Genomic DNA, 13391 nt, shown 5'->3' on the forward strand with positions numbered 1-13391 from the left:
GTGCGTCACGGGCGAGTGCCCGCCGGGGTGACCGGCGGGCACTCGGTGACGCTCAGCGGGCGAACGCCCAATCCGGGAGCACGGCTGCCGAGCAGAGGGTCGCGACGATCTGGCTCATGCCGTGGTCGGGGTCGATCGCGAGGGCGCGGTCGGTGTAGACGGTGGCGTGAGTGGATCGGCCCAGCGCCCAGGACAGCCAGGCGGCGGCGGCGAGCAGGTTGGGGCGCTCCTGGTCGTCGGCGTAGGCGGCAAGGTGGCGCACGAGCGCGAGTCCCGCCGTCAGCCGGTCGGCGTCGGGGCGGTCGCCCTGTCCGTAGAGGGTGCGGGCGATGCTCTCGGGGACGGGTGCGCCCATGATCGAGTGGCCGATCTGCGCGGCCAGGGCACGGGTGCCGTTGCCGCGGTCGGTGGCCCACTGGATGAGGGCCACGTCACGCCACAGCGGGATGCCGATGCCGGTGAGCAGGATCGCAGCCTGGCGGGTGTCGAGGTCGGCGGGGTCACCGGTCAGGGCGTCCTCCGCGACGGCGACGAAGTCCGCGAGGGCATCGTCGTCCATCCGCGCGGCCGCGAACGCGATCCGGGCGGCACGCGCCGGGTCGGCGTCGGGGATGCTCGCCCCGGCGGTCTGGGATGCTGCGACCTTCTCGCGCAGCGCGTCCGGGGTCGCGATCTCGGCGACGGGGCGCGGTGCCTCGCCGGTCAGGTGGCTGCCGTAGCCGTCGCTGGCGACGTAGAGCACGTCCACCAGGTGCAGTCCCTGCCGGTCGGCGACATCGGCGATCTGCTGGCCGAGATCGCGGGTGCTGTCGGCGTCCTCGGCGGCGTAGATCACGGCGGCTACCCCGGTCACGCGCGGCACTCGGCAGACCAGCCCGAGGCTGGTGTGCGCGAGCGTCGCGGCATCCGCGTCGAGGTCGAGTCGCATCGCCCCGATCGTGCGCGACGCCTCGAAGGGCACGAGCACGAGCGAGTCCTGCGGGGTGAAGCCGAGCAGCGCGGGCACGAGGCCGAGGAAGTCGCGCGGGGTGCCCGCCTTGATGGTGGTCGGTGTGGTGGCCATGGTGTCCTCCCGGAACGTTGGCTAGTGAATGTGACATTTACAGGCTACGGGAGGCCTCCGACATTGGTCGATGCACGCCAGGAGCCGACTCCCGACTGGCTCGTCGAAGGAGCAACCCTCGGAGAGCTCGCCGGGAAGATCGACGTTCCCGCCCAGGCGCTGGCCGAGACGGTCGCGCGATTCAACGAGCACGCCGCCCGTGGGGAGGATCCGGACTTCCACCGCGGTGCGAGCGCGTACGACCGCTACTGGGGAGACGAACAGAACCCGTATCCCAATCCCAGCCTCGCACCGCTCGAGCAAGGCCCCTACTACGCTCTCGCCGTGGTGAACGGCTGCTTCGGCACCAGCGGAGGGATCGCCACCGACGGCCTCGGAAGGGTCCTCGACGCAGACGGCGATGCCATACGCGGCCTGTTTGCGGTCGGCAACGCCTCCGAGAACGCCTTCGCCGCCGGCTACCCCGGCGCCGGCGCCACGCTCGGTCCGATCATGACCATGGCCTACCTTCTCGGGCGTACCGCCAGCGGCGCGTCGATCGGCGACCTGAGCCTTGCCGACGGAGCCGGGGCACGATGATCCGTCACGTCGTGTTCTTCTCGTTCGCAGCGAACCATGATCCTGCCGTGCTCGAGGAGTGGCGCGACCTGCTCGATGGTCTGCTCGGAAAGATTCCCGGCCTGGTCCGACTGTCACACGGCCCCGACGTGATGCGCAGCGAACGCGCATGGGACTATGCACTCGTCGCCGACTTCCGCACCCTCGACGATGTCCGTGCCTACGCGACGCACCCCGCGCATCTGCCGCTCTTCCCTCTCTCCGGAGCGATCTCGGAGCAGATCGCCTCGGTCGACTTCGAGATCGACGAGCAGTAGAGGAAGTACCCAGGCGCCGTGAAGAGCGAGGATGGTTTCTCGATGCCCCGAGTACGTGCGGTCACCCCCACCGTGGCAGAGGAGCTCCGCGACCTGAAGGCACGCTATTTTCACTACGTCGACCTGAAGCAGTGGGACGAACTGCGCGGACTCTTCGTGGACGACTGCGTCTTCGAAGGACTGTGGGCCGCCGCGCCCGACCCCGACACGTTCGTGGAGAACCTGATGCGCAACATGACCGAAGAGGTCGTCAGCGTCCATCACGGGTTCATGCCGCAGTTTCGGCGGATCGATGACTTCTCGGCTCGCGGGCGCTGGGCCATGACCGACTATCTGACGTGGCCACGCGGGTCACGAGGGTATATGGGGATCACCGTGCCGGAACAGAGGGGGATGCGGGGATATGGCTACTACGAGGAGCTCTACCGACTCACCGAGTCCGGCTGGCGCATCGCCTTCATGCGACTGAGCCGGATCCGCATGGATCCCATCGTTGGCGACGCGCCTGCGATCGACTACCCGGTGGTTCCCGCGGTCCCCGGCTGGCTGGACTGACGCCGACCCGCGGGTGCCGCACCCTCTGGTCCGAACCGTGAGCGCCGGCTCAGGTGAGGGTGTGGAGGGGCCAGCCGGTGTATGCCTCGGCGAGGAAGCGGCGGCCGGCTTCGGACTCGACGACGGATTGGAGCTCTCCGAGCTGGCGGAGGCGGTCGAAGTCCCTTGCATCGGGGGCGACGTGAAGCATGCTGGTCATCCACCAGGAGAAGTGCTGGGCCTTCCAGATGCGGTGCAGCGCCGTCTCGGGGAAGGCCTCGACGAGGCGGCTGTCCCTCTCGAGCAGAAGCGCGCGCAGCGCGCGCTCGAGAACGAGGACGTCGGCTACGGCAAGGTTCATGCCTTTCGCGCCGGTGGGCGGCACGGTATGGGCGGCGTCGCCGATGAGTGCGAGGCGGCCGCGAAGCAGTTCGAGGGCGACGAAGCTCCGGAATCGCAGCACGTCGCGTTGGAAGACGGGGCCTTCCTTGAGCGTCGTCCCCGGCACCCGCTTCTGCAGTTCTTCCCACAGTTGCTCCTCGGTGAGGGTGCTGGGGTCGGTGCGGGGATCGCATTGGAAGTACATGCGCTGCACGGTGGTGCTTCGCTGGCTGATGAGCGCGAAGCCATCGGGGGAGTTGCTGTAGATGAGCTCGTCGGCGCTGGGCGGCGCCTCGCAGAGGATGCCGAACCAGGCGAACGGGTACTCGCGGAAGTGCCCGCCTGTGTGGGAACCGGTTACGGCCTCCCGCACGACACTGCGTGACCCGTCGGCGCCGACGACGAACTCGGCCTCGATCTCGAGAGGCGATCCGTCTGCGCCGGTGGCGATGACGCGTGGGCGGTCGGACGCGGGGTCCTCGATACGATGCGCCGTCACGCCGAAGCGCAGGTCTTGGCCACTGGAGAGCCGCGCGGCGATGAGATCCTTCAGGACTTCGTGCTGCGGGTACAGCCACACACCGCGGCCGACGAGGTCGGCGAAGTCGATGCGGTGTCCGCTGCCGGCGAAGCGGAGCTCGATGCCGTCGTGGCGGTCTCCCAGGGTGCGGGCGCGGCTGAACGCGCCGAGCGTGTCGAGCACCTCGACGGTGCCCTGTTCGAGGATGCCTGCCCGGATCGTGGTCTCGATCTCTTCACGGGAACGCTGATCGATGACGACTGACTCGAGGCCGGACGCCGCGAGCAGATGCGACAGCAGCAGTCCGGCGGGTCCAGCGCCGACGATGGCGACGCGGGTGCGGATGGTGGACATTGGGGCGTCTCCTTCGACGTGACAACGGATGCCTCGCTCAGTGTGAACCCGGTTCAGACGGTCGAACGCCGCATTCCCGTTGAACGGGAGACGCCGACTATCGGGGGGACCGCAGCGTGGCCTCGATGCCGGTCACGGCTTCTCGCAGAGCGATGATCGCCGCCGTGTGCGGCGCTTGTCGTGGTAGCACCACGGAAAGCGCGGCGACGACTTCACCTGCGTCGCGGATCGGCACGGCCACGCCGGTCGAGACGGATTCGATCGAACCTTGCGCGATCGCCACGCCATCGCGACGCACGCCAGCGAGGAGACGGCGTAGACGTCCGGGATCGGTCACCGTCTCGGGTGCGAGAGCGCGCAACGGCTGGGCGAGCACGCGTTCGCGGAGATCGGCGGGAGCGTGCGCGAGCAGGACGAGGCCCGACGAGGAGGCGTGCAGCGGTAGCCGCCCAGCGATCCGTGTGATGTTCGCACCGGCGTCGGGGTGCGAAAGGCGTTCGAGGAACAGTGCTTCGTCCTGTTCGAGAACGGCGAGTTGGGTGTGCTGGCGGATGTGCGTCTGCACGCGCTCCATATAGGGGAGCGCCGCCTGGCGCAGACGTAGCGCGGTCGACCCGCGGAGGGCCAGTTCCCACAAGCGCATTCCCAGGTGGACGCGGCGGTCCTCGTCGCGTCCGAGCAGTCCGGCGTCGACCAGCTCGTCCACGATCCGGTGCGCGGTGGACGACGGCAGCGCCGCTCGGCGCCCGATCTGACTGGCCGACTGCACCGAACGATCAGCTGTGAACGTCTCGAGGACGCGCACGATGCGGTCGATCATCGAGTCGCTGGAGGGCGAGTTCGCCATGCGCTCAGGATGACACGGCTCGCGTCGACGGTGTTGCGGCGATGGTTGGTCCCCTGCCTGACGCGACGGCGGTAGCCTCGGCTCATGGTTTCTGTTCCGGATGCTGCAACGGCTTGGGAGCCCCTCACGCCTCATGCTGTCGCTGAGCTCCTTCGGGTCGGTAGCGCCCGCTGGTGGCTGTCGGGCGGGGTGGCCCTGGAGCACTGGCTGGGCCGGACGATCCGCGAACGGCCGAACACGGACGTGAGCACCACCCAAGGCGGGCTGCCGCAGCTGGTCCGGGCGTTGCCTGCCGGTTTCACCGCCTGGGCGCCTGCGGGGGAGGACGCCGTCATCCCCTGGGCCGACGCGCCCGACGATGCCGATGTGCAGCCGGTGCGGATTCAGGACGAGCGCTCCGGCGCCTGGGTGCTTCAGGTGAACGTCGAGGATGGGACGGAACATGCCTGGCTGTACCGGCGAGACCCGCGGCTGCAGTTGCCGTGGGATCGCGCCGTGCTCGAGGTCGACGGCATTCCGACCGGTGCGCCCGAGGTGCAGCTGGTCTGGAAGGCGTTGCGGCCGCGGCCGGAGGATGACCTCGACAAGGACGTGGTGCTGCCGCAGCTCTCGGACGAGGCCCGGTCGTGGTTCGAACGGGCGATCCTCTCCGTCCACCCGCACTCGAACTGGTCGATCCACGTGCGCAGCCCTTTCGCGCCCGCGAAGGCAAGCTGGAACCGCAAGAACGGCTAGGTCGGCCGGTGGTCGTCGGCGGCCACCGCATCCAGCACCACCGATCGGAACCACGTCTGCGCGGGAGACATGCTCAGTTCGCGTCGCGTGTAGAGCGCGACCGGGGTGCTCTGGCCCGGCCACGGCAGCTCGGCGATGCGCAGACCGGGGAACCATCCGCAGAACACCTCGGCCACGTGTCGCGGCAGCAGCACGACGAGATCGGTCGCCTCGAGCACCGCGGGCACGGTGGCGTACTCCTCGACCGTCAGCGTCACCTGCGGCATGAGTCCCTGTTCGATCATCGCCTGGAGCGGGTACACGTGGCCGCCGCGGGAGGACACCCGCACGAAGCGGCGCCCGACGAACATGTCCGCGGCGGTCGGAGGCAGCGGATGGGCACGCGAGGACAGCGCCACGTACTCCACGTCGCGCACCGGTGTGCGCCACAGCCGCGGCGAGTCCAGCAACGACACCGTGATCGCCAGGTCGATGGTGCCCCGGACGAGCCCGTCTTCCACCTGATCCGCGTCCAGCCGCCGCACCTGCAGGTGAAGGTCCGGCGCCTCCTTCGCGAGCACCGGCATGATCGGCGGCAGGAAGGTCTGCTCGCCGATCGAGGTCAGCGCGAGCGAGAGCTCCCCGCCGAAGCTCGCGGGATCGAAGGCGTCGGGCGCGCTCACCACGGCATCGATGCGCGACAGTGCCTCGTGCAGCGGTCCGAACAGCTGCCGGGCACGCGGGGTCGGCACCATCTCGTTCCCCTGGCGGCGGAACAGGTCGTCGCCGAACCGCTGCCGCAACCTCCTCAGCGTGTAGCTGACCGTCGGCTGCGTGACGTGCAATCGCTCGGCGGCGGCGGTCAGACTGCGCAGCTCGTACAGCACGACGAAAGTGCGCAACTGGTTGAGATCGGTGAGCGACATCGCATTGATCCCATCTATACGGTTCGGCTCCTACATCTATTGGACCATACCCATAGAGCGAACTAGAGTCAGGGTGACAGCACCGGCACCGCTGCCGACGTGGCACGCACCACCCGGCACCGACCCGATCACAGTGACGAGGACGCACGTTGATCATCGACATCCATGGCCACTACACCACGGCCCCCGCGCAGCTGGGAGCGTGGCGCGATCTGCAGATCGCGTATGCGGAAGGCGCGGGCGAGGCGCCCGACCCGGCCGCGCTGCGGATCAGCGATGACGACATCCGCGAGACCATCGAGGCGAACCAGTTGCGGCTGATGGACGACCGCGGCAGCGATGTCACGGTGTTCAGTCCCCGTGCATCGTTCATGGCCCACCACCTCGGCGACCTCGCCGTCAGCGAGACCTGGGCGCGCATCTGCAACGACCTCGTCGCGCGGGTGTCGCAGCTGTTCCCCGACCGTTTCCTCCCGGGCGCGATGCTCCCGCAGTCGCCGGGCGTCGACCCGAAGACGACCCTCGCCGAACTCGACCGGGCGGTGAACGATCTGGGCGTCGTGACCGTCAACATCAACCCCGACCCGTCCGGCGGACTGTGGACCGCCCCGCTGCTGACGGACAAGAGCTGGTATCCGCTCTACGAGAAGCTCGTCGAGTACGAGCTGCCCGCGATGATCCACGTGAGCACCTCGTGCAAGCCGCAGTTCCACACCACCGGCGACCACTACCTGGGTGCCGACACGACGGCATTCATGCAGCTGCTCAAGGGCGACCTGTTCCGCGACTTCCCCGACCTGAAGCTCGTCATCCCGCACGGCGGCGGCGCGGTGCCCTATCACTGGGGACGCTTCCGCGGCCTGGCGATGGCGCTCGGCAAGCCCGAGCTGGAGGAGCACCTCCTGGGCAACGTGTACTTCGACACGTGCGTGTACCACCAGCCGGGCATCGACCTGCTCACCGGGGTCATCCCGACCGAGAACATCCTCTTCGCGAGCGAGATGATCGGCGCCGTCCGCGACGTCGACCCGCGCACGGGCCACTACTTCGACGACACGAAGCGATACGTGGATGCGACCGGGAACCTCACCGACGAACGACGCGGACAGGTCTTCGAAGGCAACGCCCGCCGCGTGTACCCGCGCCTGGACCGCGCCCTGCGAGCCCGCGGCCTGTGACCTCACCCTGGAGAACCCGATGACTCAGCGACTGAACGACCTCGGCATCGTCCGCACGCGCATCGAGCGGCCCGACTCCGCCGACGTCGCGCGGCTCTCGCGGTTCGGGGTCGCCACGATCCACGAGGCGATGGGCCGGGTCGGCCTGCTGCGGCCGTACATCCGCCCGGCGTACAGCGGGGCGACGCTGTGCGGCCCGGCCGTCACGGTGCTCCTGCAGCCCGGCGACAACTGGATGTTCCACGTCGCCGCCGAGCAGGTGCAGGAGGGCGACGTCATCGTCGCCGGCTGCACCACGGAGAGCGAGGACGGCTTCTTCGGCGAGCTGCTCGCCACCTCCCTCACCGCCCGGGGCTGCAAGGGCCTGGTCATCGACGGGGGCGTCCGCGACGTCGCCGACCTCGAGAAGATGGGCTTCCCGGTCTTCTCCCGCGCCATCAGCGCGAAGGGCACCGTCAAGGCGACGCTGGGCTCGGTCAACATCCCCGTGGTCGTGGCGAACGCCGTGGTGAACCCCGGCGACGTGGTGGTCGCGGATGTCGACGGCGTCGTGGTCGTCCCCCGCGAGCTCGTCGGCGCCGTCGCCGACGCCTCGCAGAAGCGCGAGGACAACGAGGAGGCCAAGCGCCAGAAGTTCCGCGAGGGCGTGCTCGGTCTCGACATCTACGGCATGCGGGAGCCGCTGGCGGCCGCGGGCCTCGAGTACGTGGAGGATTGACGATGGCTCACGCACAGGCGATCGCGCACGGCGACACCAGCGGCGGCTTCGAGAAGACGCCCGGTTGGCTGGACTGGTACGACGGCCCGACGACCCCGACGTTCCGGCTCCCCGCCGGCGCTGTCGACGCGCACTGCCACGTGTTCGGCCCCGGCGCGGAGTTCCCCTACGCCCCCGAGCGCAAGTACACGCCGTGCGACGCGTCGGCCGCGCAGCTGTTCGCGCTGCGCGACCAGCTCGGCTTCGACCGGAACGTCATCGTGCAGGCGACCTGCCACGGCGCCGACAACCGGGCGCTCGTCGACGCGCTGCGCCGCAGCAAGGGGCGTGCCCGCGGGGTCGCGACGGTTCGTCGCGACGTGACCGACGAGGAGCTCGCCGAGCTGCACGAGGCCGGTGTGCGCGGCGTGCGGTTCAACTTCGTCAAACGCCTCGTCGACCGGGTGCCGACCGACTCGCTCGACGCGATCGTGGAGAAGATCGCCCCCCTCGGGTGGCATGTCGTCATCTACTTCGAGGCCGAGGACCTTCCCGACCTCTACGACTTCTTCTCGGCGATCCCGACGGACGTCGTGGTCGACCACATGGGGCGTCCGGATGTGACGAAGGACCCGGAGGGTCCGGAGTTCGAGCTGTTCCTGCGCTTCATGCGCGAGAACCCCAACGTGTGGACGAAGGTGTCGTGCCCCGAGCGGCTCAGCGCCACCGGTCCGCGCGCGCTGAATGGCGAGCAGCACGCCTATACGGATGTCGTGCCGTTCGCCCGTCGCGTGGTCGAGGAGTTCCCCGATCGCGTGCTGTGGGGCACCGACTGGCCCCACCCCAACCTCAAGGACCACATGCCTGACGACGGGCTGCTGGTCGACTACATCCCACAGATCGCGACGACCCCCGAACTGCAGCAGAGGCTGCTCGTCGACAACCCGTCGCGGCTGTACTGGCCCGAAGGAGAATGACCATGGCACTCGACAAGCCGTACAAGGACATCCCCGGCACGACCATCTTCGATGCCGAGCAGGCCCGCAAGGGCTACCACCTCAACCAGTTCTCGATGTCTCTCATGAAGCCCGAGAACCGCGAGCGCTACCTCGCCGACCGCGAGGCGTACCTCGACGAATGGCCCCTCACCCCGGTGCAGCGTCAGGCGGTGCTCGATCTCGACCTGAACACCTGCATCGCCGAGGGCGGCAACATCTACTTCCTGAGCAAGATCGGCGCCACGCACGGTCTGAGCTTCCAGCAGATGGCCGGCTCGATGACCGGGATGTCGGAGGCGGCGTACCGCGACATGATGGTCGGAGGTGGCCGACGTCCCGAGGGCGTGCGCCTGAAGGATCTCGACGGGTGGACCCCGCCCTCGAACGAGAAGTCCGAGGTGATGCGCCCGGACGCCCCCGCGAAGTTCACGTCGGCGCTGTTCACGTCGCACGTGCCGGCGATCGGCGCCGCGATGGACCTGGGCAAGACCGAGGAGCCGTACTGGAAGAAGGTCTTCGACGGGTACCAGTGGACCCGGAAGTGGGCCAAGGAGAACACGCCCGACGTCATCATCCTGGTGTACAACGACCACGCCACGGCGTTCGACTCGAACATCATCCCGACCTTCGTCCTGGGCACGGGCGCGCACTATCCCGTCGCCGACGAGGGTTACGGCCCGCGCCCGGTGCCCGACGTGAAGGGGTATCCCGAGCTCGCCGCGCACATCGCCCAGTCGGTCATCCAGGACGATTTCGACCTCACCCTCGTCAACGAGATGGTCGTCGACCACGGCCTGACCGTGCCGCTGTCGCTGGTGTTCGGCGACGTCGAGGAGTGGCCGTGCCGGGTCATCCCGCTTCCGGTGAACGTCGTGCAGTACCCGGTTCCGTCCGGGCGTCGGTGCTACGAGTTGGGCAAGGCGATCCGTCGCGCGCTGGACAAGTGGGACGGTCCCGAGCTCAACGTGCAGATCTGGGGCACCGGGGGGATGAGCCACCAGCTGCAGGGCCCGCGCGCGGGACTGATCAACGAGGAGTGGGACAACGCGTTCCTCGACCACCTGATCGCCGACCCGCTGGGCCTCACCGAATGGTCGCACATGGAGTACGTCGACGAGGCCGGATCCGAGGGCATCGAGCTGGTGGACTGGCTCATCGCCCGTGGGGCGATGGACGACCAGTTCGGCGGCGGGGCGCCCGAGGTGAACCACCGGTTCTACCACGTCCCGGCGTCCAACACCGCCGTCGGCCACCTGGTCGTCACCAACCCCGTCGCGCCGCGGCCCGTCGAGTCCGAGAGTGTGAGCCTCCCCCTGGAGGAAGTCCACGCATGAGTGACAAGGTTCGCGTCGCCGTCGTCGGCGCCGCCGGCGCCTTCGGCATGAAGCACCTCGACGGCCTCGCGAACATCCCCGACGCCGAGGTGACCGTCGTCAGCGGCACCAGGCCCGAGCCCACGGAGTCGGTGGCCGAGAAGTACGGCGTGCCGAATGCCGTGCTCGGTCTCGACGCCGTGCTCGAGCGAGACGACGTCGACGCGGTGATCCTCGCGACGCCGACGCAGCAGCACGCGGATCAGACGCAGGCGGTGCTCGCCGCGGGCAAGCACGTGCAGGTCGAGATCCCGCTCGCCGATTCGCTGGCGGATGCCGAGGCCACCCTGGCCGCGGCATCCGCCTCCGACCGGGTCGCCATGGTCGGGCACACGCGGCGGTTCAACCCGTCGCATCAGCTGGTGCACAACCGGATCGCGGCCGGCGAGTTCGCGGTGCAGCAGATGGACGTGCAGACGTACTTCTTCCGCCGCACGAACACGAACGCGAAAGGCGAGGCGCGGTCGTGGACCGACCATCTGCTGTGGCACCATGCGGCACACACGGTCGACCTGTTCGCCTACCAGGCGGGTCGGATCGTGCAGGCCAACGCCATCCAGGGCCCGATCCACCCCGACCTCGGCATCGCGATGGACATGTCGATCCAGCTCAAGAGCGAGACCGGCGCGATCTGCACGCTGTCGCTGTCGTTCAACAACAACGGACCGTTCGGCACGTTCTTCCGCTACATCGGCGACACCGAGACCTACATCGCGCGCTACGACGACCTCTACAACGGTCGTGACGAGCAGATCGACGTCTCGCAGGTCGCCGTCAGCCTCAACGGCATCGAGCTGCAGGACCGGGAGTTCGTCGGCGCGATCCGCGAGGGCCGCGAGCCGAACTCGTCGATCCGCCAGGTCATCGACTGCTACCGCGTGCTCGGCGCGCTCGAGGAGCAGCTCGCGTGAGGCTTCCCCGCATGGGGCTCGGGTGCATGTCCCTCAGCCATGCCTACGGCACCCCTCCGTCTCTCGAGGACGGAGTGGCGCTCGTGCGTTCCGCGCTCGACGACGGCGTCCAGCTGCTCGACACCGCCACGCTGTACGGCGGCGGCCGCAACGAGGAGCTCGTCGGGCGCGCGATCGCGGGGCGTCGGGACGAGGTCGTGCTGGCCAGCAAGGGCGGCATGGCGCTCGTCGACGGCGTGAAGGTCATCGACGGGCGCCCCGAGACGCTGCGCGCACAGGTCGACGCCTCGCTGCGGCGGCTCGGCGTCGAACACATCGATCTCTACTACCTGCACCGGTGGGACAAGAAGGTGCCGATCGCCGAGAGCGTCGGGGCGCTGGCCGAGATGGTGGCGGCGGGAAAGATCGGCGCCATCGGGCTGTCGGAGGTGTCGGTGGACCGTCTCCGGGAGGCGCTCGCGGCGGCGCCCATCGCCGCGGTGCAGAACGAGTACTCGCTCTGGAGTCGCAATCCCGAGCTCGGCATCCTCGACGCCACCCGTGACGCCGGGGTGGCGCTGGTCGCGTTCTCACCGGTCGGACGCGGGTACCTCGCCGACTCCATCACCGACCCGGAGCAGTTGCCGCCGAAGGACATCCGCCGCGCGATGCCGCGCTTCCAGCCGGAGCACTGGGCCGCCAACGCCGCGTTGCTGCCCGCGTGGCGAGCCCTCGCCGCCGAGGCCGGCCGCACGCCGGCACAGCTGGCCTTGGCGTGGCTGCTCTCCCGCGGCGATCACGTCGTGCCGATCCCCGGGAGCACGGATGCGCACCACGTGCGCGAGAACCAGCGCTCTCTCGGCACGGTCGTCGATCCCGCGGTGCTCGTGCGCGCGGGCGAGCTGATCGACACCGCCACGGTGTCGGGGCCGCGCTACAACGCCACCGGGACGAGCGAGGTCGACGCCGAGTCGTTCGAGGCGGCCGTGTGAGAGCCATCTCCTCCATGGCGACGCGTCAGGTCCTCGCCGACCTGGCCACGGCGGCAGCGGACAGGGGGTTGCCCCTCGTCGAGATCGAGTCCGTCGGCGGAGTGGACGCCGCCCAGCGCGTGGCCGGGGGTGAGCAGCTCGATCTGGTGTTCCTCGCCGCCGACGCTCTGGACCGGCTCTCCGGAGACGGCCACGTGGACGCGGCGACGGTCACACCGCTCATGCTCTCGCGCGTCGCGGTCGCGGTTCCCTCGGGCACGCCCTCGCCCGCCGCCCGCGCCGACACGGCGGCGTTCGCGGACGCCCGCGGGGTCCGCGAGGCCCTGCGCGCCGCCGCTCGCATCGGCTACTCCACCGGCCCGAGCGGCACGGCGCTCGTCCGCACGATCGACGACTGGGGCCTCACCGGCCAGGTGGGCGATCGTCTCGTGCAGGCGCGACCCGGCATCCCGGTCGCCCGGCTGCTCGCCGACGGCCAGGTCGACCTCGGCTTCCAGCAGCTCAGCGAGCTCGTCGGTCAACCCGGGGTGCGCATCCTCGGTGTCCTGCCTTCGGACTGCGCCATCGAGACCGTGTTCTCGGGCGCCGTCGCGACCACCTCATCCGACCCGCGACGAGCCCGCGACGTCCTGGCGTTCTTCGCGTCCGATTCGACGGCATCCATCAAGACAGAGCACGCCTTCAGCCCGCCTGCACGACGGGACTGACCGGGATTCGGCGCCGCTTCGCCCGGTGTGCCGGATGGCTCACGCGGCCGTCAGGCGTCCGGCGTCTGCTCGGGGCCGAACCGGGCGGTGAACTCGTCGACGTCGAGAACGTTGCGTCCGAGCCGGCCGGACACCTGGTTGTAGGTGCCGGTGATCTCGAGGTCGCGGGCGCTGCGGAGCGTGCCGACGTAGCGGGGCTGCCAGCCGGTCTGCGCCAGCAGCGGGCGGACCTGCGCGGATGTCTCCGCCGAGTCGGCCAGGTACGGCAGGACCGCCTTCGGGCTCGCCTCGGCGATCGCGGAGCTCGCGACCGCGGCGGTGGCGAGGTTCGAGAACGCCTTC

The 13391-nt window shown here is 69.4% G+C and carries 15 protein-coding genes and 1 pseudogene; 11 read left to right on the forward strand and 5 right to left on the reverse strand.

All coding sequences use genetic code 11. The features are described from left to right. Positions 1 to 52 precede the first annotated feature (52 nt). Positions 53 to 1063, reverse strand: a complete 1011-nt coding sequence (locus tag V2S04_RS14000) for a DUF4192 family protein (RefSeq protein WP_005052192.1) — start codon at positions 1061 to 1063, stop codon at positions 53 to 55. Positions 1064 to 1126: 63 nt separating this feature from the next. Between V2S04_RS14000 and V2S04_RS14005 the strand changes: the two genes are divergently transcribed. From V2S04_RS14005 to V2S04_RS14015, 3 genes are read left to right on the forward strand one after another with little or no spacing between them, the layout of a single operon-like run. Next, positions 1127 to 1642, forward strand: a complete 516-nt coding sequence (locus V2S04_RS14005; RefSeq protein WP_005052190.1) for an FAD-binding protein — start codon at positions 1127 to 1129, stop codon at positions 1640 to 1642. Beyond that, positions 1639 to 1938 (forward strand): Dabb family protein, encoded by a 300-nt coding sequence (locus V2S04_RS14010; RefSeq protein WP_005052188.1) that lies wholly within the window; start codon positions 1639 to 1641, stop codon positions 1936 to 1938. Before V2S04_RS14005 ends, V2S04_RS14010 begins: the two co-directional genes overlap by 4 nt. An 18-nt stretch (positions 1939 to 1956) precedes the next feature. Beyond that, positions 1957 to 2493 carry a nuclear transport factor 2 family protein gene (locus V2S04_RS14015; protein WP_052323124.1) on the forward strand — a complete coding sequence of 179 codons (537 nt, stop codon included), beginning with the start codon at positions 1957 to 1959 and terminating at the stop codon, positions 2491 to 2493. A 49-nt stretch (positions 2494 to 2542) separates the two neighbouring features. On the opposite strand, the gene V2S04_RS14020 is transcribed toward V2S04_RS14015, so the two are convergent. Then, positions 2543 to 3727, reverse strand: coding sequence for a 4-hydroxybenzoate 3-monooxygenase (locus V2S04_RS14020; protein WP_005052183.1), 1185 nt, complete (start codon positions 3725 to 3727; stop codon positions 2543 to 2545). 97 nt (positions 3728 to 3824) lie between these two features. Continuing rightward, complete coding sequence (locus tag V2S04_RS14025; RefSeq protein ID WP_251448508.1) at positions 3825 to 4547, reverse strand: IclR family transcriptional regulator; 723 nt, start codon at positions 4545 to 4547, stop codon at positions 3825 to 3827. 111 nt (positions 4548 to 4658) lie between these two features. Here V2S04_RS14025 and V2S04_RS14030 point away from each other — a divergent pair, with 111 nt between their 5' ends. Continuing rightward, the gene (locus V2S04_RS14030; protein ID WP_005052177.1) at positions 4659 to 5309 is read left to right on the forward strand and encodes a hypothetical protein; all 651 of its coding nucleotides are present in this window, start codon (positions 4659 to 4661) and stop codon (positions 5307 to 5309) included. Here V2S04_RS14030 and V2S04_RS14035 read toward each other — a convergent pair. Next, positions 5306 to 6214, reverse strand: coding sequence for a LysR family transcriptional regulator (locus V2S04_RS14035; protein ID WP_005052175.1), 909 nt, complete (start codon positions 6212 to 6214; stop codon positions 5306 to 5308). The genes V2S04_RS14030 and V2S04_RS14035 overlap by 4 nt on opposite strands. A gap of 149 nt (positions 6215 to 6363) precedes the next feature. On the opposite strand from V2S04_RS14035, the gene V2S04_RS14040 reads away from it, so the two are divergent. From V2S04_RS14040 to V2S04_RS14070, 7 genes are read left to right on the forward strand one after another with little or no spacing between them, the layout of a single operon-like run. Next, entirely contained in the window at positions 6364 to 7392 is a 1029-nt protein-coding gene (locus V2S04_RS14040; RefSeq protein ID WP_005052173.1) for an amidohydrolase family protein, read from the forward strand. Positions 7393 to 7411: 19 nt separating this feature from the next. Continuing rightward, positions 7412 to 8110, forward strand: coding sequence for a 4-carboxy-4-hydroxy-2-oxoadipate aldolase/oxaloacetate decarboxylase (ligK, locus tag V2S04_RS14045; protein WP_005052171.1), 699 nt, complete (start codon positions 7412 to 7414; stop codon positions 8108 to 8110). Between the two features lie 2 nt (positions 8111 to 8112). Next, positions 8113 to 9066 carry an amidohydrolase family protein gene (locus tag V2S04_RS14050; protein ID WP_005052167.1) on the forward strand — a complete coding sequence of 318 codons (954 nt, stop codon included), beginning with the start codon at positions 8113 to 8115 and terminating at the stop codon, positions 9064 to 9066. A 2-nt stretch (positions 9067 to 9068) separates the two neighbouring features. After that, on the forward strand, positions 9069 to 10421 hold the full coding sequence (locus V2S04_RS14055; RefSeq protein WP_005052165.1) for a protocatechuate 4,5-dioxygenase subunit alpha/beta: 1353 nt from the start codon (positions 9069 to 9071) through the stop codon (positions 10419 to 10421). After that, the gene (locus V2S04_RS14060) at positions 10418 to 11371 is read left to right on the forward strand and encodes a Gfo/Idh/MocA family oxidoreductase (protein ID WP_005052163.1); all 954 of its coding nucleotides are present in this window, start codon (positions 10418 to 10420) and stop codon (positions 11369 to 11371) included. Before V2S04_RS14055 ends, V2S04_RS14060 begins: the two co-directional genes overlap by 4 nt. Then, positions 11368 to 12342, forward strand: coding sequence for an aldo/keto reductase (locus V2S04_RS14065; RefSeq protein WP_005052159.1), 975 nt, complete (start codon positions 11368 to 11370; stop codon positions 12340 to 12342). Before V2S04_RS14060 ends, V2S04_RS14065 begins: the two co-directional genes overlap by 4 nt. Beyond that, positions 12339 to 13049, forward strand: a complete 711-nt coding sequence (locus tag V2S04_RS14070; RefSeq protein ID WP_413639032.1) for a substrate-binding domain-containing protein — start codon at positions 12339 to 12341, stop codon at positions 13047 to 13049. Before V2S04_RS14065 ends, V2S04_RS14070 begins: the two co-directional genes overlap by 4 nt. 50 nt (positions 13050 to 13099) lie before the next feature. Here V2S04_RS14070 and V2S04_RS14075 read toward each other — a convergent pair. Next, positions 13100 to 13391: pseudogene (locus V2S04_RS14075) on the reverse strand (NADP oxidoreductase); the annotation flags it as partial.

The sequence above is a fragment of the Microbacterium sp. OR21 genome (genome assembly GCF_047306785.1).
Classification (GTDB): domain Bacteria; phylum Actinomycetota; class Actinomycetes; order Actinomycetales; family Microbacteriaceae; genus Microbacterium; species Microbacterium esteraromaticum_E.

Bases quoted from the DNA above. Each gene is read 5' to 3' on its own strand.
- V2S04_RS14000 (WP_005052192.1), bottom strand. From the start codon at position 1,063: ATGGCCACCACACCGACCACCATCAAGGCGGGCACCCCGCGCGACTTC.
- V2S04_RS14010 (WP_005052188.1), top strand. From the start codon at position 1,639: ATGATCCGTCACGTCGTGTTCTTCTCGTTCGCAGCGAACCATGATCCT.
- V2S04_RS14020 (WP_005052183.1), bottom strand. From the start codon at position 3,727: ATGTCCACCATCCGCACCCGCGTCGCCATCGTCGGCGCTGGACCCGCC.
- V2S04_RS14025 (WP_251448508.1), bottom strand. From the start codon at position 4,547: ATGATCGACCGCATCGTGCGCGTCCTCGAGACGTTCACAGCTGATCGT.
- V2S04_RS14030 (WP_005052177.1), top strand. From the start codon at position 4,659: ATGGTTTCTGTTCCGGATGCTGCAACGGCTTGGGAGCCCCTCACGCCT.
- V2S04_RS14035 (WP_005052175.1), bottom strand. From the start codon at position 6,214: ATGTCGCTCACCGATCTCAACCAGTTGCGCACTTTCGTCGTGCTGTAC.
- ligK (WP_005052171.1), top strand. From the start codon at position 7,412: ATGACTCAGCGACTGAACGACCTCGGCATCGTCCGCACGCGCATCGAG.
- V2S04_RS14050 (WP_005052167.1), top strand. From the start codon at position 8,113: ATGGCTCACGCACAGGCGATCGCGCACGGCGACACCAGCGGCGGCTTC.
- V2S04_RS14055 (WP_005052165.1), top strand. From the start codon at position 9,069: ATGGCACTCGACAAGCCGTACAAGGACATCCCCGGCACGACCATCTTC.
- V2S04_RS14060 (WP_005052163.1), top strand. From the start codon at position 10,418: ATGAGTGACAAGGTTCGCGTCGCCGTCGTCGGCGCCGCCGGCGCCTTC.